20 protein-coding genes are annotated in these 20,116 nt (G+C 64.9%); 10 read left to right on the forward strand and 10 right to left on the reverse strand.

Annotation, left to right across the window (positions count from 1 at the left end; all coding sequences use genetic code 11):
- Positions 1-3: 3 nt before the first annotated feature.
- Entirely contained in the window at positions 4-1,026 is a 1,023-nt protein-coding gene (locus E8M83_RS18935; protein WP_137174902.1) for a carbonic anhydrase, read from the forward strand.
- Positions 1,027-1,152: 126 nt separating this feature from the next.
- Here E8M83_RS18935 and E8M83_RS18940 read toward each other — a convergent pair whose 3' ends face one another.
- Genes E8M83_RS18940 through tsaE form a run of 3 tightly spaced genes read right to left on the reverse strand, consistent with a single transcriptional unit; the run spans position 1,153 to position 3,931 of the window.
- Positions 1,153-1,938 (reverse strand): D-hexose-6-phosphate mutarotase, encoded by a 786-nt coding sequence (locus tag E8M83_RS18940; protein WP_137174903.1) that lies wholly within the window; start codon positions 1,936-1,938, stop codon positions 1,153-1,155.
- A gap of 14 nt (positions 1,939-1,952) precedes the next feature.
- Positions 1,953-3,470 carry an N-acetylmuramoyl-L-alanine amidase gene (locus E8M83_RS18945; protein ID WP_137174904.1) on the reverse strand — a complete coding sequence of 506 codons (1,518 nt, stop codon included), beginning with the start codon at positions 3,468-3,470 and terminating at the stop codon, positions 1,953-1,955.
- A complete protein-coding gene (tsaE, locus tag E8M83_RS18950) occupies positions 3,422-3,931 on the reverse strand; it encodes a tRNA (adenosine(37)-N6)-threonylcarbamoyltransferase complex ATPase subunit type 1 TsaE (protein ID WP_137174905.1) in 510 nt (169 codons plus the stop codon). Before tsaE ends, E8M83_RS18945 begins: the two co-directional genes overlap by 49 nt.
- A 42-nt stretch (positions 3,932-3,973) precedes the next feature.
- Between tsaE and queG the strand changes: the two genes are divergently transcribed.
- On the forward strand, positions 3,974-5,071 hold the full coding sequence (gene queG, locus E8M83_RS18955) for a tRNA epoxyqueuosine(34) reductase QueG (protein ID WP_137174906.1): 1,098 nt from the start codon (positions 3,974-3,976) through the stop codon (positions 5,069-5,071).
- Between the two features lie 23 nt (positions 5,072-5,094).
- Here queG and E8M83_RS18960 read toward each other — a convergent pair whose 3' ends face one another.
- The 3 genes from E8M83_RS18960 to E8M83_RS18970 form a co-directional block, all read right to left on the reverse strand.
- Positions 5,095-5,475 carry a DUF3052 family protein gene (locus tag E8M83_RS18960; RefSeq protein ID WP_137174907.1) on the reverse strand — a complete coding sequence of 127 codons (381 nt, stop codon included), beginning with the start codon at positions 5,473-5,475 and terminating at the stop codon, positions 5,095-5,097.
- Between the two features lie 130 nt (positions 5,476-5,605).
- On the reverse strand, positions 5,606-6,187 hold the full coding sequence (locus tag E8M83_RS18965) for a response regulator transcription factor (protein ID WP_137174908.1): 582 nt from the start codon (positions 6,185-6,187) through the stop codon (positions 5,606-5,608).
- A gap of 94 nt (positions 6,188-6,281) precedes the next feature.
- Positions 6,282-8,291 carry a nitrogen regulation protein NR(II) gene (locus E8M83_RS18970; protein WP_137174909.1) on the reverse strand — a complete coding sequence of 670 codons (2,010 nt, stop codon included), beginning with the start codon at positions 8,289-8,291 and terminating at the stop codon, positions 6,282-6,284.
- A 69-nt stretch (positions 8,292-8,360) separates the two neighbouring features.
- Here E8M83_RS18970 and E8M83_RS18975 point away from each other — a divergent pair, with 69 nt between their 5' ends.
- The 5 genes from E8M83_RS18975 (at position 8,361) to E8M83_RS18995 (ending at position 13,845) form a co-directional block, all read left to right on the forward strand.
- Positions 8,361-9,350, forward strand: coding sequence for a TRAP transporter substrate-binding protein (locus E8M83_RS18975; protein ID WP_137174910.1), 990 nt, complete (start codon positions 8,361-8,363; stop codon positions 9,348-9,350).
- 411 nt (positions 9,351-9,761) lie between these two features.
- A complete protein-coding gene (locus tag E8M83_RS18980; protein WP_137174911.1) occupies positions 9,762-10,286 on the forward strand; it encodes a methylated-DNA--[protein]-cysteine S-methyltransferase in 525 nt (174 codons plus the stop codon).
- On the forward strand, positions 10,259-11,161 hold the full coding sequence (xerD, locus tag E8M83_RS18985; RefSeq protein WP_137174912.1) for a site-specific tyrosine recombinase XerD: 903 nt from the start codon (positions 10,259-10,261) through the stop codon (positions 11,159-11,161). Before E8M83_RS18980 ends, xerD begins: the two co-directional genes overlap by 28 nt.
- 79 nt (positions 11,162-11,240) lie before the next feature.
- Positions 11,241-11,465 (forward strand): hypothetical protein, encoded by a 225-nt coding sequence (locus E8M83_RS18990; RefSeq protein ID WP_137174913.1) that lies wholly within the window; start codon positions 11,241-11,243, stop codon positions 11,463-11,465.
- A gap of 271 nt (positions 11,466-11,736) precedes the next feature.
- Positions 11,737-13,845, forward strand: a complete 2,109-nt coding sequence (locus tag E8M83_RS18995; RefSeq protein ID WP_229491644.1) for a bifunctional diguanylate cyclase/phosphodiesterase — start codon at positions 11,737-11,739, stop codon at positions 13,843-13,845.
- A gap of 75 nt (positions 13,846-13,920) precedes the next feature.
- On the opposite strand, the gene E8M83_RS19000 is transcribed toward E8M83_RS18995, so the two are convergent.
- Entirely contained in the window at positions 13,921-14,892 is a 972-nt protein-coding gene (locus E8M83_RS19000; protein ID WP_137174914.1) for an endonuclease/exonuclease/phosphatase family protein, read from the reverse strand.
- A 38-nt stretch (positions 14,893-14,930) separates the two neighbouring features.
- On the opposite strand from E8M83_RS19000, the gene ybaK reads away from it, so the two are divergent.
- From ybaK to E8M83_RS19015, 3 genes are all read left to right on the forward strand, one after another.
- Complete coding sequence (gene ybaK, locus E8M83_RS19005; RefSeq protein ID WP_137174915.1) at positions 14,931-15,422, forward strand: Cys-tRNA(Pro) deacylase; 492 nt, start codon at positions 14,931-14,933, stop codon at positions 15,420-15,422.
- 70 nt (positions 15,423-15,492) lie between these two features.
- On the forward strand, positions 15,493-16,116 hold the full coding sequence (gene plsY / locus E8M83_RS19010; protein ID WP_137174916.1) for a glycerol-3-phosphate 1-O-acyltransferase PlsY: 624 nt from the start codon (positions 15,493-15,495) through the stop codon (positions 16,114-16,116).
- A gap of 90 nt (positions 16,117-16,206) precedes the next feature.
- On the forward strand, positions 16,207-16,869 hold the full coding sequence (locus E8M83_RS19015) for a DsbA family oxidoreductase (RefSeq protein WP_137174917.1): 663 nt from the start codon (positions 16,207-16,209) through the stop codon (positions 16,867-16,869).
- Between the two features lie 4 nt (positions 16,870-16,873).
- On the opposite strand, the gene E8M83_RS19020 is transcribed toward E8M83_RS19015, so the two are convergent.
- The 3 genes from E8M83_RS19020 to E8M83_RS19030 form a co-directional block, all read right to left on the reverse strand.
- Complete coding sequence (locus E8M83_RS19020) at positions 16,874-17,719, reverse strand: endonuclease/exonuclease/phosphatase family protein (RefSeq protein ID WP_137174918.1); 846 nt, start codon at positions 17,717-17,719, stop codon at positions 16,874-16,876.
- Between the two features lie 121 nt (positions 17,720-17,840).
- Positions 17,841-18,881, reverse strand: coding sequence for a tRNA (adenosine(37)-N6)-threonylcarbamoyltransferase complex transferase subunit TsaD (gene tsaD / locus E8M83_RS19025; protein ID WP_137174919.1), 1,041 nt, complete (start codon positions 18,879-18,881; stop codon positions 17,841-17,843).
- A gap of 54 nt (positions 18,882-18,935) precedes the next feature.
- Positions 18,936-19,997 carry a 3-deoxy-7-phosphoheptulonate synthase gene (locus E8M83_RS19030; protein WP_137174920.1) on the reverse strand — a complete coding sequence of 354 codons (1,062 nt, stop codon included), beginning with the start codon at positions 19,995-19,997 and terminating at the stop codon, positions 18,936-18,938.
- Between the last annotated feature and the right edge of the window lie 119 nt (positions 19,998-20,116).

Raw genomic sequence — 20,116 nt, forward strand, 5'->3', positions numbered from 1 at the left:
CCCATGCGTAACCTGATCGCACTATTCGCCCTGAGCCTGGTCACGGCCATGGCGAATGCGAACGATGCAGCTCCCACGACCAAGCCTGCGGCCGAGAAGCCCGCGGCCATCGCCTCGATCAAGCCGAACCTGCGGCCGACCGCGGCCACCCCTGCTGCCGCCCAAAAATCCGAAGAAGATGCCGAGGTCGACCTGTCCGTTCGCATCGCCGAAAAGCTGGCCGAGTTGCGCGCCAAGCAAGCCCTGCGCGCCGAGGACGCCGCCCGTGCGCGCCGCGCCAGCGAGGCCCGCCGCAAGAAGGAAGCCGCCGCAGCGGCTGCTGCCGCCGCCGAAGCCGCCAAGCCGAAGAACGGCACCCACTGGACCTATGAGGGCGAGTTCGGCCCGGAGAACTGGTCGAAGATCAATACCGCCTGGGCGTCCTGCAATACCGGCAACCGCCAGTCGCCGATCGACCTGCGCGACGGCATCAAGGTCGACCTGGAACAGATCGCCTTCGACTATCACCCGAGTTCGTTCAACGAGATCGACAATGGCCACACGATCCAGGTGAATGTCGCTGGCGGCAATTTCCTGAGCGTGGGCGGCACGACTTACGAGCTGCAGCAATTCCACTTCCACCGTCCGGGTGAAGAGCGCATCAATGGCAAGGGCACCGAGATGGTCGTGCATATGGTGCACAAGAGCTACGACAACAAGATCGCCATCCTGGCGGTGCTGCTCGAGCGTGGCGACGCCAATCCGATGATCCAGACCGTGTGGAACAACCTGCCGCTGGAAAAGCACATGACGGTCACGCCGTCGATCGTGCTCGACGTCAACGAGATCCTGCCGGCACGCCGCGATTACTTCACCTATATGGGTTCGCTGAGCGAGCCGCCGTGCACCGAGAACGTATTGTGGATCGTGATGAAGCAGCCGATGACGGCCTCGCCCCAGCAGATGGCCCTGTTCTCGCGCCTGTATCCCTTCAATTCACGGCCGGTACAGCCGAGCAATGGGCGGATGGTCAAAGAATCGATGTAAAAAATAAACAAGCGGGGTCAGGTCTGACATTCGGACACGGCCTCTGCAATGACCTTTCGTGACACAGTCCAGGTCGTGTCCAAATGTCAGACCTGACCCTGGTTTTACAGTCGAGACAGCATATTGTCAGGAAATGCGATACCGGCCTTCCCACACTGCGCCCGGCGCCAGCTCGATCGGCGTCAACTGCGCCGGTTCGATGCACACGAAACGCTGGTACTCGTCGTCTTCCATGTCCGCCAGCGCCGCCGTATCCGCCGCGCCCGGATTCCACACCACGGCGTCCAGGAAACCTTCCTGCTCCAGCTTGAGCACGCGGGCCCAGGTACCCAGCGTGATGCCTTCGCCCACATTCTCATAGACCACGTCGAGCTTGTCCGCGATCGACAGCGTGCCCGCTTCCAGCCCCTCGATCCGCACGTCGGCCAGGTGCGGCACCAGGTGATAGGTATGCAGCGCCGCCGCGAACGGGAAGGGCGCATCGCCCGTATTGCGCACGCTGAACGCCATGTCGAGCTGGTTGGCGCGCACGGACACGCGCAGCACCAGCGCGAAACGGTGCGGCCAGGCAGACGACGTCGCCGCTGGCAGATCGGCGGCGGTCAATCCAAACTCCGCCCATGCCGCGCCATCGTCGACGCCATGCTGTTCCAGGCGCCACGGGCTCACGCGCGCAAATCCATGCCGCATGCCATCCCCGCGCTCGGCGAACTGGGGAAAGATGACCGGCACGCCGCCACGGATCGCGCGGCTGCCGTCGAGGGCCGAACGGGTGCTGAGGAACATGCGCTCGCCGCCATCCGCGCCATGCCATGACACCAGATGGCCGCCGTACAGGGTGACGACGGCGCTGGCGCCGTCCGGCGCCGTGATGCGAATCGCGGGCAGTTGCCCGAAGATGATGTTTTCCATGATGGATGTCCGGCTCAGGTCTGGCGGCTCTTGGCCATGGGCGGGTTGTCGGCGAAATAGCGGCGAATGCCATTCGTGATCGCATTGGCCAGCTGTTCCTGGTAGGCGTTGTCGTTCAGGCGCGCTTCTTCTTGTGGGTTCGAGATAAAGGCGGTCTCGACCAGGATCGAGGGAATGTCAGGCGCCTTCAGCACGGCAAAGCCGGCCTGCTCGACCGAGGCCTTGTGCAGGCGGTTGATGCCGCCGATTTCCTTGAGCACCGCCTTGCCCAGTTTCAGGCTGTCGTTGATCTGGGCCGTGGTCGACAGGTCGAACAGCACGCTGGCCAGGTGCTTGTCGGCGGTGCCGGTCAGATTGGCGCCGCCGATCAGGTCGGCCTTGTTCTGGTCATTGGCCAGCCAGCGCGCCGCGCTCGAGCTGGCGCCTTTTTCGGACAGCACGAACACCGACGAGCCGCGCGCCGTCGGCGAGATCCAGGCGTCGGCGTGGATCGAGACGAACAGGTCGGCCTGCACCTTGCGCGCTTTTTGCACTCGGGTGCCGAGCGGCACGAAATAATCGCCGTCGCGGGTCAGCATCACCCGGGTATTCGGCATCTGCTCGAGCTTGGACTTGAGGCGCTTGGCCACGGCCAGCACGATGTCCTTCTCGCGGCTGCCCTTGGCGCCGATCGCGCCCGGATCCTCGCCGCCATGGCCCGGGTCGAGGGCGATGGTGATCATGCGCGCCACCTTCTGGGCAGGCTGGGGGGCCGCGCTGCGCGTTGGCGGCGGTTGCACCGCCACCGCCGGCGCGGTGCCCTTCAGTGCCGACATCTCGGCTTCCAGCTTGGCGATCGCATCCGGGCCGGCATTCGGCTGGGTGCGCGGCGCGGCCGGCGGCGGCGCCGGCACCTGCACCGGCGGCGTGCCGGTCGTGGCAGGATTGGGCGAGGCGGGCGCCCCGGCCACCGGCGTGCTGGCCACCGGATCGCCCAGGGCCGGCTGGTCGGCGGCCAGGGTCGTGGTCGGGCCCGGGCTCCAGTCGCCTTGTTCGATCAGGACGGCGATCGGGTCGACCGGGGCGGCCGGATACAGGTCGAACACCAGACGGTGCTGGTAGCCGGCCACCGGGGCCAGCGTAAACACCTGCGGCCTGATCTCGGCCTTCAGGTCGAACACCAGGCGCACCACGTTCGGCCGGTTCTGGCCGACACGTACCTGCTTGATGTAGGGATCGTTCGGTTCGATCTTGGCCACCAGGCTCTTGAGCGTATTGCTCAGGGCCAGGCCGTCGATATCGACCACCAGGCGCGGTGGATCGGGGATCAGGAAGTGTTCGGCCTTGAGGTCGGTGTCGTTTTCCAGCGTCACCCGGGTATAGTCGGGAGCGGGCCAGACGCGCACGGCCATGATTTCATTGGCGTTGGAAGACAGCGGAATGACGGACAGCAGCAGCGTACCGCCGGCCTTGAGCAGGACACGGCGGCGCGAGGAAGCAGGCGTCACGCGGGCGGCTGGGGCGGCAGAAGGGGAGCGAGACGGTCGAGGCATAGCAGGCCTAATTCGGACAACGCCTGCAATTCTACATCACGGCCGGGCCCGCTAACGTTGAGCAAGACACGCAAGTCGGGCGGCGGCAACACCGGATCGCCTTTTTCGGGCCACTCGACGATGCACACATTGCGCCCGTCGAAGTCCTCGCGAAAGCCGGCATCCAGGAATTCTTCCGGGCTCGACATGCGGTACAGGTCGTAGTGGATCACGTTCAATTGTTTGTCATCGAGTATCACCCGATACGGTTCCGACAAGGTATAGGTCGGGCTCTTGACGGTGCCGGCGTGGCCCGCCGCCCGCAGCAGCGCGCGGGTGAGGGCGGTCTTGCCGGCGCCCAGGTCGCCGTGCAGGTAGATCACCAGGCCCGGTTGCAAGGCGCGCGCCAGGGCGGCGCCGAGGGCGGTGGTTGCGGACTCGTCCGGCAAATAGCGCTGCAAGTGCGATTTAAAAGGCTGCATCGAATAAAATAGCGAGTTGTCTTGCGTTGTACTTCTTGCGGTATGCCTACTTCTCCCATCCCTGCCCCCGACCTGCCCCAGCTTGCGCGCGCCATCAAGGCGTGGGGCAAGGAACTGGGGTTTGCCGACGTGCGCATCGCCGACGTCGACCTGGGGCACCTGGAGGCCGGCCTGCAAGCCTGGCTGGACGCGGGCTACCACGGCGAGATGGATTATATGGCAAGCCATGGCATGAAGCGTGCCCGTCCCGCCGAACTGGTGCCGGGCACGGTGCGCGCCATCGTGGCGCGCATGGATTACCTGCCCGCCACCCAGGATGCCGACTGGCGCGCCCGGGAGCGCGTACGCCAGCAGGATCCGGATGCCGCCGTGGTCTCGGTCTATGCCCGCGGCCGCGACTACCACAAGGTGTTGCGCAACCGCCTGCAGTCGCTGGCCGGCCGCATCCAGGACGCGATCGGCCCGTTCGGCTTTCGCGTATTCACCGATTCGGCGCCGGTGATGGAGCTGCCCCTGGCCGAGAAGGCCGGCCTGGGCTGGCGCGGCAAGCACACCTTGCTGCTGTCGCGCGCGGCCGGCTCGACCTTCTTCATCGGCGAGATCCTGGTCGACCTGCCGCTGCCCGTCGATCCGCCCACCGGCCAGCATTGCGGCGGCTGCCAGGCTTGCATCGACCTGTGCCCGACCGGGGCAATCCTGGGGCCGGGCAAGCTGGACGCGCGGCGCTGCATCTCCTACCTGACGATCGAGCTCAAAAGCAGTATTCCCGAAGACATGCGGCCCCTGATCGGCAACCGCATCTATGGCTGCGACGATTGCCAGGTGGCCTGTCCGTGGAATAAATTCGCGCAGCGTGCCTCGGTGCCGGACTTCGACGAGCGCAACGGCTTGGGCGAGGGCGACCTGGTCGGCCTGTTCGGCTGGGACGAGGAAGAATTCAACCGCCGCATGGAAGGTAGCCCGATCCGCCGGATCGGCCACGAGCGCTGGCTGCGCAACCTGGCGGTGGGATTGGGAAATGCTGCCGAGAAAAAGCGCGGGGATGCCGTCATCGTGGCTGCCTTGCAATCCCGGCTCGACCATCCTTCCGAGCTGGTGCGCGAGCACGTTGCCTGGGCCCTGGCGCGCCACGCCGCCTGAGCCTGTCAATACTTTCTACGTCGTCAGATTTCGATGCGCTTCAGGCGCAGTGCGGACCAGTCGCCGTCGATCGAGATCATCGCCACGCCGGTGATGCCGTTCTCTTTCGCATAGGCATTGATCGAATCGCGGTTGATGTCGGTGGCCTTGGAGGCGGTCTGCTTGAGATAGGCGATCCACAGCGAACCCTTCTCGCCCAGCTTTTGCCTGGCGAGATCGAGATAGTGTTCGAGGTCCTTGCGGTGCATGCAGAACATCAGGATCACATCGAAGGGACCGTCGCCCTCCTTGACCAGCGCGGCCGGCATCTGGGCCGCCACATTCGGATTTGCCTGGCCATTGAGCACCAGCATCGACTTCGCCGTTCGTAAAAACATCTTGTCTGCAACTGTCTTTTCGTTCATGGGAGTTTCCTAAAAGAGAGTTTGCATCGCGGCGCCCGGGGCCGCGGCGCGTTCAAGACTATTTTACAAGGCTTCCTTTGGGTGGCTAAGACGCTTGACGCGTGGAAATCGGTGCGACTACGCCGGCCGCTTACTTCAGCAAGCCTGCAAGCTCGACCGCGGTTTTCACCTGCATCTTGTCGAAGATATGGGCGCGATGCACTTCGACCGTGCGCATGCTGATGCCCAGTTTATCCGCCACCACCTTGTTCATCATGCCGGCCAGGATCAGGTCGAGCACTTCGCGCTCGCGCGCCGACAGGGTCGCCAGGCGCGCCTGCACGCCGGCCGAGGTCGCAGCCTTGCGCGAAGCGGCCAGCGCTTCCTCGACCCGGTCCATCAGCTGGTTGTCGTTGAACGGTTTCTCGAAGAAATCGAAAGCACCGCGCTTGAGCGAATCGACGGCCATCGGCACGTCGCCGTGGCCGGTCAGGAAGATCACGGGCAGGCGCGGCAGCAGGCCGCGCTTGAACAGGTCGTCGAAGACGGCGATGCCGTTCATGCCGGGCATGCGCACGTCGAGCAGGACGCAGTCGCCGCTGACGTCGAGGTCTTGCAGGGCGTCGAGGAATTCCTGGCCGCCCGCATAGCCGCGCGCGGGCAGGCAGCGCGATTGCGCCAGCCAGGCGAGCGAATCGCGAATGACTTCTTCGTCGTCGACGATGTGCAGCATGCAGGTCTCCGTAGTGGCGGGATGGGGTTCCCGCCTTGTTCTTGTCGTAAATATGGCGCGTCCAGCGCAGCGTTGGCGCGCCGCAGACCGGATTTTAGCCCAGCGCCCGGCTTGCCGCTTGGGCCGGCAGCGAAAAAGTGAACACGGTGCCGCCGGCCGGGTGCGGCGCATGGCTCAAGGTGCCGCCGTGGAACTCGATCGCGGTGCGGCAGATCGACAGCCCCATGCCCATGCCTTCGGCGCGGGTCGAGTAGAACGGCGAGAACAGGCGCTCGGCCACTTCGGGCGAGATGCCGTGGCCGCGGTCGATCACCGAGACCGCTACTTGCCCGTCGGTATGGACTGCCTCGATGCGCAGCACGCGCTGGTCGGGCACGGTGTCCTGCATGGCCTGGATCGCATTGCGCGTGAGGTTGAGCAGCACCTGCTCGAGCAGCACGCGGTCGGCCAGCACCGGCGGCAGGCCGGGCGGCAATTGCACCCGCAGGGCGACGCCGGCCTGGCGCGCTTGCAGCTCGATCAGGGCGTGCACATTGGCGATCACGCTGCGGATCGTCACTTCCTGGCGCAGCGGCTCGCGTTTTTTAACAAACTCGTGCACGCTGCGGATGATCTGGCCGGCGCGCTGGGCTTGCTGACGGGCTTGTTCCAGCGCATGGCGCAGCATGCCCGGCTTGACCTCGTCGCCGGTGCCGGCGGCGCGCTCGAGCATGTTCAGGGCCCCTACCGTGTAGCTGGAAATGGCCGCCAGCGGCTGGTTCAGCTCGTGGGCCAGCATCGACGACAGCTCGCCCATCGTGGCCAGGCGCGCGCTGGCCTGCAGTTTTTCTTCTTGCTGGCGGTTGAGTTCCTCGACGCGCTTGCGGTCCGTGATGTCGAGCACCGAGCTCATCCAGCCGGTATGGCGGCCGTCGACATCCACCAGCGGCGCCTCGAACACCAGCACCGGCACCCGCGTGCCGTCCGGGCGCTGGAACACGGTCTCGAATTGCGGCGTGACCTTGCCCGACAAGATGCCCTGGAAGCGTTCCTCGTACTCGGCCGTCGCTTCCGGCGCCCAGTAGGCCATCGGCGGCTTTTTGCCGATCAATTCCTCGGGCGGGTGGCCGACGATCTGGCAAAAGGCCCGGTTCACATAGGTGACGCGGCCTTCGAGGTCGCGCGCACGCAGGCCCGTGAGCAGCGAGTTTTCCATCGCCGTGCGAAACGCCATCTGCTGGCGCAGCGCGGCTTCGGCAGCCAGGGTGCGCGAGATATGGCGCCACAGCGCGGCCAGGCTCATCAACAGGCCCAGGGCCAGCACGATCACCGAGCCCACCAGCAGGTTCGGCAGCAGCTGCGGCGCGCGCTTGACGCTGTCGGTCGACAGCACCAGTTGGGCGCCGGGCAGGTCGAGTTCGCGCCGGTGTGTATAGATGCCGCGTCCCGGACCGCCGGAGGCGCGCCGCGCCACCGTCTGTTCGTCGGTGTCGATCAGGGCCAGGGCATTGTCCTGAGCGAACCACCAAGGCACGGTTTCGTCGAGCAGCACCTGCAGGCTGTAGGTCGCCACCAGGCTGCCCACGAACTGGCCGTTGCGCAACAGCGGCAGGTAGAAGTCGATCAGGCCGTGGGTGGACGGCGTCGCGCCATACGGTTCGCTGTAGCGGCCGCGCCGGATCGAGCGCGCCATCTCGCCGGCCAGGGCCGTGGCCTCGGGCAGGCCGGCGGCCGGCAGGTCGGCGCCATGGCTGGCCTGCACCACGCCATCGGCATCGCTCCACACCACGCGCACCAGCTCGGGGCCATTGACGAACATCTGGCGCAAGCGCGCCTGCAGTTTTTCCGGCGGCAGCGGCGCGACCACCAGGTCGGCGCCAAGGGCGGCCAGGGCGTCTTCGCTGCGCGCCAGTTCGAAACGCAAGGTCTGCTCGACCCACAGCGTATCGGCGATCAACTGTTCCTGGCGCTCGTTGCGCTCCATCTGGCGCGCCTGCCATGGCAGCCAGATCAATACGGCGAGGAACAGCAGCACCAGCAGCATCGGCACCAGCCAGCGCCAGAACCGCCAGGCGCGGGTGCGCGCGCGCGGTTCCGACATGGGCTGGACGAACGGAATTTTCATGCAACAGTCCTGTATTGGTTACACTGTCCAGCTGTTGTGGACGTCCACATTAGAAAGAATCAAACCGTCATGCAGATCAAGACCCTGGCGCTCTTCGCGCTGGCCGCGGCCGCGAGTTTCAATGCCTGGGCGCAGGAGCCGATCGTCATCAAGTTCAGCCACGTGGTGGCGCCCGACACGCCCAAGGGCCGGGCCGCCGAGCGTTTCAAGGAGTTGGCCGAGCAAATGACGCGCGGCCAGGTCAGGGTGGAAGTGTATCCCAACAGCCAGTTGTACAAGGACCGCGAGGAACTCGAGGCCCTGCAACTGGGGGCGGTGCAGATGCTGGCGCCCTCGCTGGCCAAGTTCTCGCCGCTGGGCGTGCGCGAATTCGAAGCGTTCGATCTGCCCTATATTTTCCCGGACAAGGCGGCCTTGTACAAGGTGACCGAAGGCAGGATAGGGCGCGACCTGCTGCGCAAGCTCGAGCCCAAGGGCATCACCGGCCTGGCATTCTGGGATAACGGCTTCAAAATCATGTCGGCCAACCAACCGCTGATCTCGCTCAAGGATTTCGAGGGAATGCGGATGCGTATCCAGGCATCCAAGGTATTGGATGCGCAGATGCGCGCGCTGGGCGCCCAGCCGATGACCTTGGCTTTTTCCGAAGCCGCTCCCGCCCTGCGCGACGGCGTGGTAGAGGGTACCGAGAACACGCCGTCGAATATGTACACCCAGCGCATGCACGAGACGCAAACGCACCTTACGGTGTCCAACCACGGCTATCTGGGTTATGCGGTGATCGTCAACAAGAAATTCTGGGATGGCTTGCCGACCGCCACCCGCAATACCCTGGCGCGCGCGATGCGCGAGGCCACCGCTTACGAGAAAAAGATCGCCCAGCGCGCCAACGACGATGCCATGGAAGCCATCCGCCAGGCCGGCACCACCGTCATCCATACGCTCACGCCAGAGCAGCAGGCCGAATGGCGGCGCGCCATGCAGCCGGTGGTCGGGCAAATGGAGAGCCGGATCGGCAGGGAGACCGTGCGCGCGATCTTGCGCGAGGTCGCGCGCTGAGGGCGCAGCGAGTCATGCGTTTACCTGATTTCCACAAGCACGTTTTGTTTATAAGTAAAATAATTTTCCAAATTTGTGGCTGAAAGGATACATTTTCTGCAAGCATTTGCGTTATCATGGGGCCCATGCGCACTGTAGTGGTGCGCGGCAGTGCCAAGAACAAGCAACAGTAGCGGCATGCAAGGTTTTTGGGGGAGCATTGATAAAAGCACGGTATTCATACCGGAGACATTCGAGGAGACACCACGTTTGACAGAAGTCGCTGGCAAGATCCGGCGGCCGGAAACGTGACCCGAATTGGAGCGCACCCGCGGGTGCGCTTTTTTTTCGCCTGAACAGTCCAATCGCTGGTCGCGTGCACCGCGTCCGGTTAAGATGCCTGGGCAACGCCTTTCCCAGTCGCCCAGGAAGATGAAGACCAATCCCGCCAGCCAGATTTTCAATGCCATCGTGCCCGCTCCCTTCGGCGCGCTGGGCATCCGCACCGCCGACGACAAGCTGCGCGAAGTGGTGTACCTGCCGCCGTCCTTCGATGAGAAAAGCGCGGACAGCGCCATTGCCGAACGCAGCGCAGAGCAGCTCGCGCACTACCTGCTTGATCCCGATTTCATCTTCGACCTGCCGCTGGCGGACGCCGGCACCGAGTTCCAGCGCAAGGTGTGGCAAGAAATCAGCGCCATCCCGCGCGGCGCCGTGCGCACCTACGGCCACCTGGCCAAGGTGATCGGCTCGCATCCGCGCGCCGTCGGCCAGGCCTGTGGCGCCAACTGGTTCCCATTGGTCGTTCCCTGCCACCGGGTCACCGCATCCGGCGGCCTGGGCGGCTTTTCGAACCAGAACGACGAAAACGGCTTCCACCTTTCGGTCAAGCGCTGGCTGCTGCGGCACGAAGGCGCCACCGCCGCTCCATGGCAGCAGCAGTCGATCTGGCCCTGATCGACGAGTTCTGCGACACGCTCTGGCTGGAACAGGGCCTGGCGAAGAACTCGCTCGACGCCTACCGGCGCGACCTGCGCCTGTTCGCCGGCTGGCTGGAGACCACACGTCCCGGCCGCGGCCTGCTGGCCGTGGGTGCACAAGACCTGTCCGCCTATTTCGCCGACCGCCATCCGGAGTCGCGGCCGAGCACGGCCAATCGGCGGCTGTCGGTGTTCAAGCGTTTTTATGGACTGGCGCTGCGCCGCGGCCAGATCGCGGACGATCCCTGCCTCAAGATGCCGTCGGCGCGCCAGCCGACCCGCTTCGTGCATACCTTGACCGAGGACCAGGTCGAGGCCTTGCTGAAAGCGCCCGACGTTTCCACCCCATTGGGTTTGCGCGAGCGCACGATGCTCGAGCTGATGTATGCCAGTGGCTTGCGGGTATCGGAACTCGTGGCTTTGAAGCTGGTCGAAGTGAGCCTGAACGATGCTGTCTTGCGCGTGACCGGCAAGGGCAGCAAGACGCGCCTGGTGCCCTTCGGCGAAGAGGCACGGCGCTGGCTCGAGCGCTACCTGAAGGATGCGCGCGGCATCATCCTGGGTGGCCAGGTCGACGACGCGCTCTTCGTCACGGGCCGCGGCGGCCCGATGACGCGCCAGATGTTCTGGATCCTGGTCAAGAAACATGCGCAGAAGGCCGGCGTCACCGGGCCGCTGTCGCCGCACACGCTGCGCCACGCCTTTGCCACCCATTTGCTGAACCATGGGGCTGACCTGCGCGTGGTGCAATTATTGCTGGGGCATGCCGATATTTCGACGACCCAGATCTATACCCACGTCGCGCGCGAACGCCTGAAACGCCTGCACGCCCAGCACCATCCACGGGGATAGGTTAAGCCTTCGAGCGCTGAGTAGTCCATAATGACTGTGCAAATGCAGCATTCCTCCAATTCACTACAGTGAGGTGACTATGGCACGTAACAATTTTTCGTACGAAAAACGCCAACGAGAACTCGAAAAGAAACGCAAGGCAGAAGACAAAGCCAAGCGCAAGCAGGACGCCAAGAACGCACCGGCAGAGGGCGAGGCCGCCCAGCCGGATGGCGATGCCGACGGCGAAGAGGAGGGCGAAGAGGAGGGCGCCACGGAAGGCGCAGAACGCTCTCCCGCCGCGGCGCCGTCGAGCCTGGCGTAGCTGCCACCAGACGGCAATGGGATTGCGCGCGTGCTCCGTCGAGTCGACGATGGAGCCCCTGGCGCATGATGGAACTATAAGCATCAACAACGGTCTGAGCCATCTGAATGCGACAAGCTGCCAGTTGGCCGGTGCGAATGGCGGTATGGCGCGACAAAGCGCATGCCGCCCTGCCGTTTGCGAGCTCGCAAACGGATCGTCGCGCGACGGTATAACAATGTCGGTGTTGTCTGCCTGATTATTGTCATTTCCAAAGCGAAAGGTCGTTGTCGTGAACAACCCATTGCCGGAGCCTGGCCCACACACGCCCACCCCGCTGGCTTGCGCCGAGCCTGGCGGGAATGGGGCGAATGCCTTCGGCTGGCTTCATCATTTCGTCACGGCGCTCGAGCTGGCGCCGGCGGTCGCCGTGCACTCGATCGACCTGGCCGGCACCATCCGCTTCTGGAACCGCGCCAGCGAAGAACTGTACGGCATCCCCGCCAGCGAGGCGGTCGGCAAGCCTTTCCGCCAGCTGGTCGAGCACCTCGACCGGCAAGAAGAATTCGACGGCGCGATCGCCGCGATCTGGCGCAGCGGCCAGGCGCCGCCGGCGCGTGACTGGCAGGTGCAAGCGCGCGGCGGCCGGCGCCACTGGGTCTATTCCAGCCACTACCCGGTCATGCACGACAGCGTGATGCAAGAAGTGTTCTGCATGGAGGTCGACATCACGGCCCGTAAAGAGGCCGAGAGCAACCTGGCGCAGGCGGCCCAGGTGTTCCAGAACGCACGCGACGCCATCATCATGATGGATGCCGAATACCGGGTGCGGGCCGTCAACGGCGCCTTCACCAGCATCACCGGCCACACGCCCGAGCACATCCTCGGCCAGCCGCTGGCCGCGCTGGGCTGGGACGCCGACGACGGCTTCTATGAGCGCATCTGGTCCGAGCTCGACGGGCAAGACCACTGGGAAGGCGAACTCGCCAGCGTGCGCAGCAATGGCGAACGCTATCCGGCGCGGGTGGCGCTCACTGCCATCCGCGACGCCCACGGCGACGTCGCCAGCTATATGGCGATGCTGACCGATATCAGCGAGCGCAAGCGGCAAGAGGAGCAGGTGCGGCACCAGGCCGAACACGACGCGCTCACCGGCCTGCCCAACCGCATCCTGTTCCTCGACCGCCTGCACCAGGCGCTGGCTACCTGGCGTCGCCAGCACCACCGCTGCGCGGTGATGTTCCTCGACCTCGATAAATTCAAGGCGGTCAACGACACCCTCGGCCACCAGGCCGGCGACGCCGTCTTGCGCGAAGTGTCCGCACGCCTGCGTGCCTGCGTGCGCCGGGTCGACACCGTCAGCCGCCTGGGCGGCGACGAATTCGTGGTGCTGCTGGCCGATATCAAGGGCGCCGACCAGGCCGCACACGTGGCCGGCGCCGTGACCCAGGCGCTGGCGCGGCCCATCGACGTGGGTGGCCAGCAGGTCGCGCTATCGGTCTCGATCGGCATCTCGCTGTGTCCCGACGATGGCAGCGAGGTCGAGGCCCTGCTGCACCATGCCGACGTCGCGATGTACCACGCCAAGCAGAACGGGCGCGACACCTTCCGCTTCTTCAGCCCGGCCATGAATGCGCACATGATCGAGCGGGTCGAGCTCGAGAACCGCTTGCGGCAGGCGATCGAGTGCGACGAATTCGTGCTCGAATACCAGCCCGAGATCGATCTGGCGAGCGGCCGTGTCGCCACCGTCGAGGCCTTGCTGCGCTGGCGCCACCCGGAGCGCGGCCTGCTGCTGCCCCATCATTTCTTGCCGGTGGCCGAAGAATCCGGGCTGATCGTCCCGATCGGCGAATGGGTGTTGAAAGAGGCGTGCCGCCAGGCCAGCGCGTGGCGCGATGCGGGTTTTCCGGTCGCGGTGGCCGTGAACCTGTCCGACGGCCAGGTCGCGCACGCAGGATTGCTGCCGGCCGTCGACGCCGCCCTGCAAGGCGCTGGCCTCGCGCCGGCATCGCTCGAACTGGAAATCACCGAAGACGCGCTCGTACGGGGCGAGCCGGCGTTCGCGACGGCGATGGCGCTGCGCGCCCGCGGCGTACAGCTCTCCATCGACCATTTCGGCACCGGTACGTCGAGCCTGGAGGCGCTGCGCCGTTTTCCGCTCAGCAAGCTCAAGATCGACCGCAGTTATGTGGGCGACGTCGGGCACGATCCGGTCGACGCGGCCATGGTGCCGGCCATCATCGCAGTGGGGCGCAGCCTGGGCTTGCGGGTGGTGGGAGAGGGCGTGGAGACGGCCGAACAGCGCGATTTTCTGCGGCGGCACGGCTGCGACGATTACCAGGGTTTTTATGCCAGTGCGGCCATGGCAAAGCCCGATCTGTCACCGCATCTCGGGTAGGGTTGGCGGCTGTGCCGCCGACGCGGTGACAGTTAGCAGCAAGACCAACCCGCACGATAGCGGTGCCGATAACAATTACGCGTCGGCGGCATAGCCGCCGACCCTACCGAACAAGCGGATCCTGGCCAACACCTGCCCATGATCCGAGGCCTCGGGCAGGGCCAGGTTCAGGTGGTCGTTCAGGTACACCACATCGACCACTTCGCCGATCGCCTGCGGCAGCGCGGGATTGAAGTCGGGCGACACCAGGATATGGTCGATGGTCGAGTGGCGCGTGTCGTGCAGGATCGAAAAGCCCACGTGGCGCTGATGGTCGAGCCGGCGCTGCACCTGGCTGGCGTCGTACATGCGCTCGCCGACCGGCGTGCCTTCGCCCAGCACGATCTCGGTGGTCACCGAATCGGCGACGTCGTTGAAGTCGCCCAGCACGATGCGCGGGCGGCCGTTGGCATGGGCCATATCGGTCAGCAGCACGCGCAGCGCGGTCGCTTCGGTGCCACGCCGGATCAGCGAGCGCAGGCAGGCCAGCGCATACAGGTGCGGGTCGGCGCCGCTGTCGCCCGAGCGGTAGTCGGGCCGGCGCGACTTGAGGTGGACCACGACCACGTCGATCACTACCCCCGAGGCCGCGATCACGCCCGCATGCAGGGGCGCGCGGGTGAAGCGATCGGGATCGCGGCTGCCGTGCGGCATCGTGACGTTGTCGGGGAACATGGCCAGCTGCGATCCGGGCTCGGCCAGCGGCAGGCGCGAGACCAGGGCCACGCTCGGGGTCAGGCGTGGGGCGGACGGGTCGGGGTCGAAGCCGATGTGATGGGCGTCGCGGTAGCGCCGGGTACGCCGCAGCACCTCCTTGAGCACGCTTTGCGAAAAAATCTCTTGAAAGCCGATGACGTCGGCATTGATCAGGTCGAGCTGGGTCGCGGTCCAGTCGAGCTTGGCCTCGTATTCCGCGGCCGTGGTGGGCGCAAGATTGTCATACAAGCGGGCGCCGGGCGGGGCCAGGTTGAAAGTATTGAAGGTGGCAAACCGAAGTTCTTCCTGCATAATAGAAACCCCTATTGTTCGTCTTTAGCGTAACACGCATGGCCAAGAAAGAGCACGTATCAGAGACACCCGCCACCCAATTCCTGCGCAAGCATGCCGTCGCTTTTTCCGAGCATCCTTATGAGTATGAAGAACATGGCGGCACGGCGGTCTCGTCGGACGCGCTCGGCGTGCCCGAACACGACGTGGTCAAGACCCTGGTGATGCAGGACGAAGCGGCCAAGCCGCTCATCGTGCTGATGCATGGCGACTGCAAGGTGTCGACCAAGAACCTGGCGCGCGCCATCCCCTGCAAGTCGGTCGAACCGTGCAAGCCTGACGTCGCCCAGCGCCATTCGGGCTACCTGGTCGGCGGCACCTCTCCCTTCGGCATCCGCAAGGCGATGCCGGTCTATGTGGAACAAAGCATCCTGGCGCTCGACAAGATCTACATCAACGGCGGCCGCCGCGGCTACCTGGTCGGCATCGATCCGCGCGTGCTGGTCGACGTGCTGAAGGCCCGCCCCGTGCAGTGCGCCCTGGCCGAGTAGCTTTCGCATGGTGTATATTCACGACCGATTTCCGGTAAAGACACGGGCCGGAGCCCATTTGAGAGACTAGATGACCACCCTGATTGCCACCATTGCCGCCTACCTGATCGGCTCGATTTCCTTCGCGGTCGTGATGAGCCGCGTTTTCGGCCTGTCCGACCCGCGCACCTATGGTTCCAAGAATCCCGGCGCCACCAATGTACTGCGCAGCGGCAGCAAGAAGGCGGCGATTGCCACCCTGCTCGGCGACGCCGCCAAGGGCTGGCTGGCGGTGTGGCTGGCGGTGCAGTTCGGCCCGGAGGTCGGCCTGGACGATACCGGCATCGCGCTGGTGGCGATCGCGGTCTTCATCGGCCACCTGTGGCCGGTATTTTTCCGCTTCGTGGGCGGCAAGGGCGTGGCCACCGCGCTGGGCGTGCTGATCGGCATTAACCCATGGCTGGGCCTGGCGACCCTGGCGACCTGGCTGATCGTCGCCTATGCCTTCCGCTACTCGTCGCTGGCGGCCCTGGTCGCCTCGATCTTCGCGCCGTTCTACTACGGCCTGCTGTTCGGCGTCGACGCCATCCTGTTTGCCGTGTTCGTGATGAGTGCGCTGCTGCTGTGGCGCCACAGCAGCAATATCGGCAACCTGATTGCCGGCAAGGAATCGAAGATCGGCAGCAAGTCGGCCGGGGTCAAGAAAGCAAAATAAGCCGGCGCGCGCCGGATTTTCTTGCAGGCGTTACCATTCGTCTTGAACAGCGGCGCAACCGCGCCGTGCCGGACAGAAAGGTGGTACCCCGTGAGCAAGCAACTCAGGATCGATTTTGTGTCGGACATCTCGTGCCCATGGTGCGCGATCGGCCTGAAATCGCTCGAGCAAGCCCTGTTGAAGGTCGGCGACGAGGTGCGCGTCGACCTGCATTTCCAGCCCTTCGAACTGAACCCCGACATGGGCCCCGATGGCCAGGACATCGTCGAGCACGTAACGCAAAAATATGGCGCCACGGCCGAGCAGCAAGCCGCCAGCCGCGAGACGATCCGCGAACGCGGCGCCGCGGTCGGCTTTACCTTCGACATGGAGCGGCGCGGCCGCATCTACAATACCTTCGACGCCCACCGCCTGCTGGCCTGGGCCGAGGACGAGGGCAGCCAGCGCCAGCTCAAGGTCGCCCTGCTGGAAGCCTATTTCACCCGCTGCGAAGACCCGAGCAACCACGACGTGCTGCTGCGCACGGTGGAAAGCGTCGGCCTGGACCGTGAAGTGGCGCAGCGCATCCTGAAGTCGGACGAGTACGCCAACGACGTGCGCACGCGCGAGCAATTCTTCCAGCGCGCCGGCGTCAAGTCGGTGCCGGCGATCATCATCAACCAGCGCCACCTGATCTCCGGCGGCCAGCCGCCGGACGTGTTCGAACGTGCGCTGCGCGAGCTTCCCGGACTCGAACCCGAAGCCGCCGCTTAGGCGCTTAATCCAATTCCAATACCACCGGCTGGTGATCCGACGCTGCCGTCTCCGACTGCACATCGAGCGCGGTCAGGCGCGGCGCCAGGTCGTCGGTGACGAAGAAATAGTCATAGCACTCAGGCCGCTCGGGCCACGGGAAACCGTGCAGCCCGGTGGTCGGCGCGCGCGCCATGTCTCCATGCACCACGCGCCAGGCGTCGACCAGCGGCAGCGCGCCGTGTTCGGGCGCGGCCAGCAGCGCCTGGTAATCCGGCGCATCCGGCGCAAAATTAAAGTCGCCACAAAGAATCGCCGAGCCGGGCCGGAAGCCCAGCTGGAACGGCGCATCCAGGTTCGGATCGGGCTGGAACAGGCGCGAGCGGGCGCAGGCTTCGGCGTGCAGCTCGCGGATGCGCCCCACCTGCGCCATGCGCTGCGGCGGCGAATAGTATTCGAGGTGGGTGGTCAACAGGCGCAGCTTGCCGGTCGGCGCATCGATCACGGTTTCGAGCAGGCCGCGCGGCATGCCGGCGGGATGCTCGGGATCGGCCGGCCAGGGCAACAGGTGACGGTGCACCTGCGAGATGCGGTACTTCGAGAGGATCAGGTTGCCGAACAGACGCGGAACATTGTTCTTGTAGATTTCACTCGGGGCATGCTCCATCGCGTGGTAGCCGCCGAAGGCGCCGCTGAGCTGCTTGAACTGGTTGGCGCTGGCGCTGCCCTCGAGCTCGGGGTGGTTGGCGGCCACCTCTTGCAGGCAGATCACATCGGGGTTGAGCCGGCGCAGCACGTCGATGATCGCATGGATGCGAATCCGACCGTCCTTGCCACAACCCCAACGAATATTCCAGCTTACTACGCGCATTGTTCACCTCCGTAAATCTTGATCGACGGATATTGCCACCGTTTGGAGACCGATGGTCACACCGTAGGATCGATGTCAGGCTGGCAAGTTCAATGGCAAATTCAGGTGCTTGCGGGCTCTTTCAGGCGGCTTCGAGTTCGTCCAGCGGCCAGCGCGGACGTACCGTGAAGGCGTAATCGCGCTGGGCCAGGTCGGGATTGCGCTCGAGACGCATGGCGCCGGCAAAGGCGATCATGGCGCCGTTGTCGGTGCAGAATTCCAGCTCCGGGTAATACACTTTGAACTTGCGCCTGGCGGCGGCCGCATTGAGCGATTCGCGCAATTGCTTGTTGGCGCCAACGCCACCCGCGATCACCAGCCGCTTCAGGCCGGTGTGCTTCATTGCATTAACGCATTTGGCGGTGAGTACGTCGACAATCGCATCGACAAAACCGCGCGCGATATTCGCCTTGTCCTGTTCGCAGATATTGGCGATGACTTTTTCTTCGTGGTTCTTGACCACGGTGAGGACCGCCGTTTTCAGGCCCGAGAAGCTGAAGTTGAAATCCTTGCTGTGGAGCATGGGGCGTGGCAGGGTATAGGCAGTCGGATCGCCGAATTCCGCCAGGCGCGAGATCGCCGGTCCGCCCGGATAACCCAATCCCAGCAGCTTGGCCGATTTGTCGAAGGCTTCGCCGGCCGCATCGTCCAGCGTCTCGCCCAGCAGGGTATAGCTGCCGACGCCATCGACCCGCATCAGCTGGGTGTGGCCGCCCGACACCAGGAGGGCGATGAAGGGGAATTCCGGCCGCTCCGAGGCGAGCAGGGGCGACAGCAGGTGGCCTTCGAGGTGGTGCACGCCGAGCACGGGTTTATCGAGCGCCAGCGCCAGGCTGCAGGCGACCGAGGAACCGACCAGCAGCGCGCCGGCCAGGCCCGGACCTTGCGTATAGGCGATGGCGTCGATGTTCGAAGCCGGGATGTCCGCGCGTTTCAGCACCTCGTCCAGCAGCGGGATGGCGCGCCGGATATGGTCGCGCGAGGCGAGTTCAGGCACCACGCCGCCATACTCCTCATGCATGGCGACCTGCGAGTGCAGGGCGTGGGACAGCAGGCCGCGCTCGGTGTCATACAGAGCAAAGCCGGTTTCATCGCAGGAGGATTCGACGCCGAGAACGATCATGGAAGAAAAGCGGTAAGGTGGACTGAACCGGGCATTCTACCGTGACCGCGACATTTACGGGCGCTGCAGCAGTTCCTGATGCGCCTGGCGCAACATGGTCTCGGTCTCTTCCCACCCGATGCAGCCATCGGTCACCGAGCAGCCGTACTTGAGCTGCGACAGGTCGGACGGAATCGCCTGGCTGCCGCTGACGATATTCGATTCGATCATCACGCCCACCAGCGATTTGTTGCCATGGCGAATTTGTTGGATCACATCCGACATCACCAGCGGCTGCAGTTCCGGCTTCTTGTAGCTGTTCGCATGCGAGCAGTCGACCACCAGGTTGGCCGGCAACTTGGCCTTGGTCAGTGCCTGCTCGGCAATCGCCACCGAGACCGAATCGTAGTTCGGCCGTCCGCCGCCGCCGCGCAGCACCACGTGACCATAGGCATTGCCGCTGGTGCGCACGACCGATACCGAGCCCTGGCCATTGATGCCCAGGAAGGCGTGCGGATTGGCCGACGACAACACCGCATTGATCGCGATGCTGACGTCGCCGTCGGTGCCGTTCTTGAAGCCCACCGGCGTGGACAGGCCGGACGACATCTCGCGGTGGGTCTGCGATTCGGTGGTGCGCGCGCCGATCGCGGTCCAGGCGATCAGGTCGCCCAGGTATTGCGGCGAAATCGGGTCCAGCGCCTCGGTCGCGGTCGGCAAGCCCAGCTCGCACACATCGAGCAGGAAGCGGCGCGCACGTTCCATGCCGACCTCGACGCGGAACGAGTCGTCCATGAACGGATCGTTGATATACCCCTTCCAGCCGGTCGTGGTGCGCGGCTTCTCGAAATACACGCGCATCACCAGCACCATGGTCTCGCTCACCTCGTCCTGCAGCGTCTTCAGGCGGCGCGCATAGTCGAGGCCGGCCTCCGGATCGTGGATCGAGCAGGGGCCGACCACGACGAACAGGCGTTTGTCCTTGCGATCCAGGATATTGCGCAGCGTCTCGCGGCCATTCATCACGGTCGCATAGGCATGCTCGCTCAGCGGCAGGGCTGCATGCAGCTCGACCGGCGTGGGCATGCGGGCGAACGAGCTGACGTTGGTGTTTTCGATTTGAGGCGTGCTGGTCATGATGCAGTCTAGTCTTTTCAGGTGGATTGACCAGTGTAGACGGAAATTGCTGCACGTGCACATCTGCCACTGCAAAAACAATGTCTGGTGGCCCGCCGTGCTGCAGGCCGACGCCGTTC

The sequence above is a fragment of the Massilia sp. HP4 genome (assembly GCF_005222695.1).
GTDB lineage: Bacteria > Pseudomonadota > Gammaproteobacteria > Burkholderiales > Burkholderiaceae_D > Telluria.

What these genes read in the sequence shown, in the direction of transcription:
- E8M83_RS18970 (WP_137174909.1), bottom strand. Translation starts at nt 8,291, where the DNA reads ATGAAAATTCCGTTCGTCCAGCCCATGTCGGAACCGCGCGCGCGCACC.
- tsaE (WP_137174905.1), bottom strand. Translation starts at nt 3,931, where the DNA reads ATGCAGCCTTTTAAATCGCACTTGCAGCGCTATTTGCCGGACGAGTCC.
- E8M83_RS18940 (WP_137174903.1), bottom strand. Translation starts at nt 1,938, where the DNA reads ATGGAAAACATCATCTTCGGGCAACTGCCCGCGATTCGCATCACGGCG.
- queG (WP_137174906.1), top strand. Translation starts at nt 3,974, where the DNA reads ATGCCTACTTCTCCCATCCCTGCCCCCGACCTGCCCCAGCTTGCGCGC.
- E8M83_RS19020 (WP_137174918.1), bottom strand. Translation starts at nt 17,719, where the DNA reads ATGCGCGTAGTAAGCTGGAATATTCGTTGGGGTTGTGGCAAGGACGGT.
- E8M83_RS18960 (WP_137174907.1), bottom strand. Translation starts at nt 5,475, where the DNA reads ATGAACGAAAAGACAGTTGCAGACAAGATGTTTTTACGAACGGCGAAG.
- E8M83_RS18975 (WP_137174910.1), top strand. Translation starts at nt 8,361, where the DNA reads ATGCAGATCAAGACCCTGGCGCTCTTCGCGCTGGCCGCGGCCGCGAGT.
- E8M83_RS19000 (WP_137174914.1), bottom strand. Translation starts at nt 14,892, where the DNA reads ATGCAGGAAGAACTTCGGTTTGCCACCTTCAATACTTTCAACCTGGCC.
- ybaK (WP_137174915.1), top strand. Translation starts at nt 14,931, where the DNA reads ATGGCCAAGAAAGAGCACGTATCAGAGACACCCGCCACCCAATTCCTG.
- E8M83_RS18965 (WP_137174908.1), bottom strand. Translation starts at nt 6,187, where the DNA reads ATGCTGCACATCGTCGACGACGAAGAAGTCATTCGCGATTCGCTCGCC.
- tsaD (WP_137174919.1), bottom strand. Translation starts at nt 18,881, where the DNA reads ATGATCGTTCTCGGCGTCGAATCCTCCTGCGATGAAACCGGCTTTGCT.
- E8M83_RS18935 (WP_137174902.1), top strand. Translation starts at nt 4, where the DNA reads ATGCGTAACCTGATCGCACTATTCGCCCTGAGCCTGGTCACGGCCATG.
- E8M83_RS19030 (WP_137174920.1), bottom strand. Translation starts at nt 19,997, where the DNA reads ATGACCAGCACGCCTCAAATCGAAAACACCAACGTCAGCTCGTTCGCC.
- E8M83_RS18945 (WP_137174904.1), bottom strand. Translation starts at nt 3,470, where the DNA reads ATGCCTCGACCGTCTCGCTCCCCTTCTGCCGCCCCAGCCGCCCGCGTG.
- E8M83_RS18990 (WP_137174913.1), top strand. Translation starts at nt 11,241, where the DNA reads ATGGCACGTAACAATTTTTCGTACGAAAAACGCCAACGAGAACTCGAA.
- xerD (WP_137174912.1), top strand. Translation starts at nt 10,259, where the DNA reads ATGGCAGCAGCAGTCGATCTGGCCCTGATCGACGAGTTCTGCGACACG.
- E8M83_RS18980 (WP_137174911.1), top strand. Translation starts at nt 9,762, where the DNA reads ATGAAGACCAATCCCGCCAGCCAGATTTTCAATGCCATCGTGCCCGCT.
- plsY (WP_137174916.1), top strand. Translation starts at nt 15,493, where the DNA reads ATGACCACCCTGATTGCCACCATTGCCGCCTACCTGATCGGCTCGATT.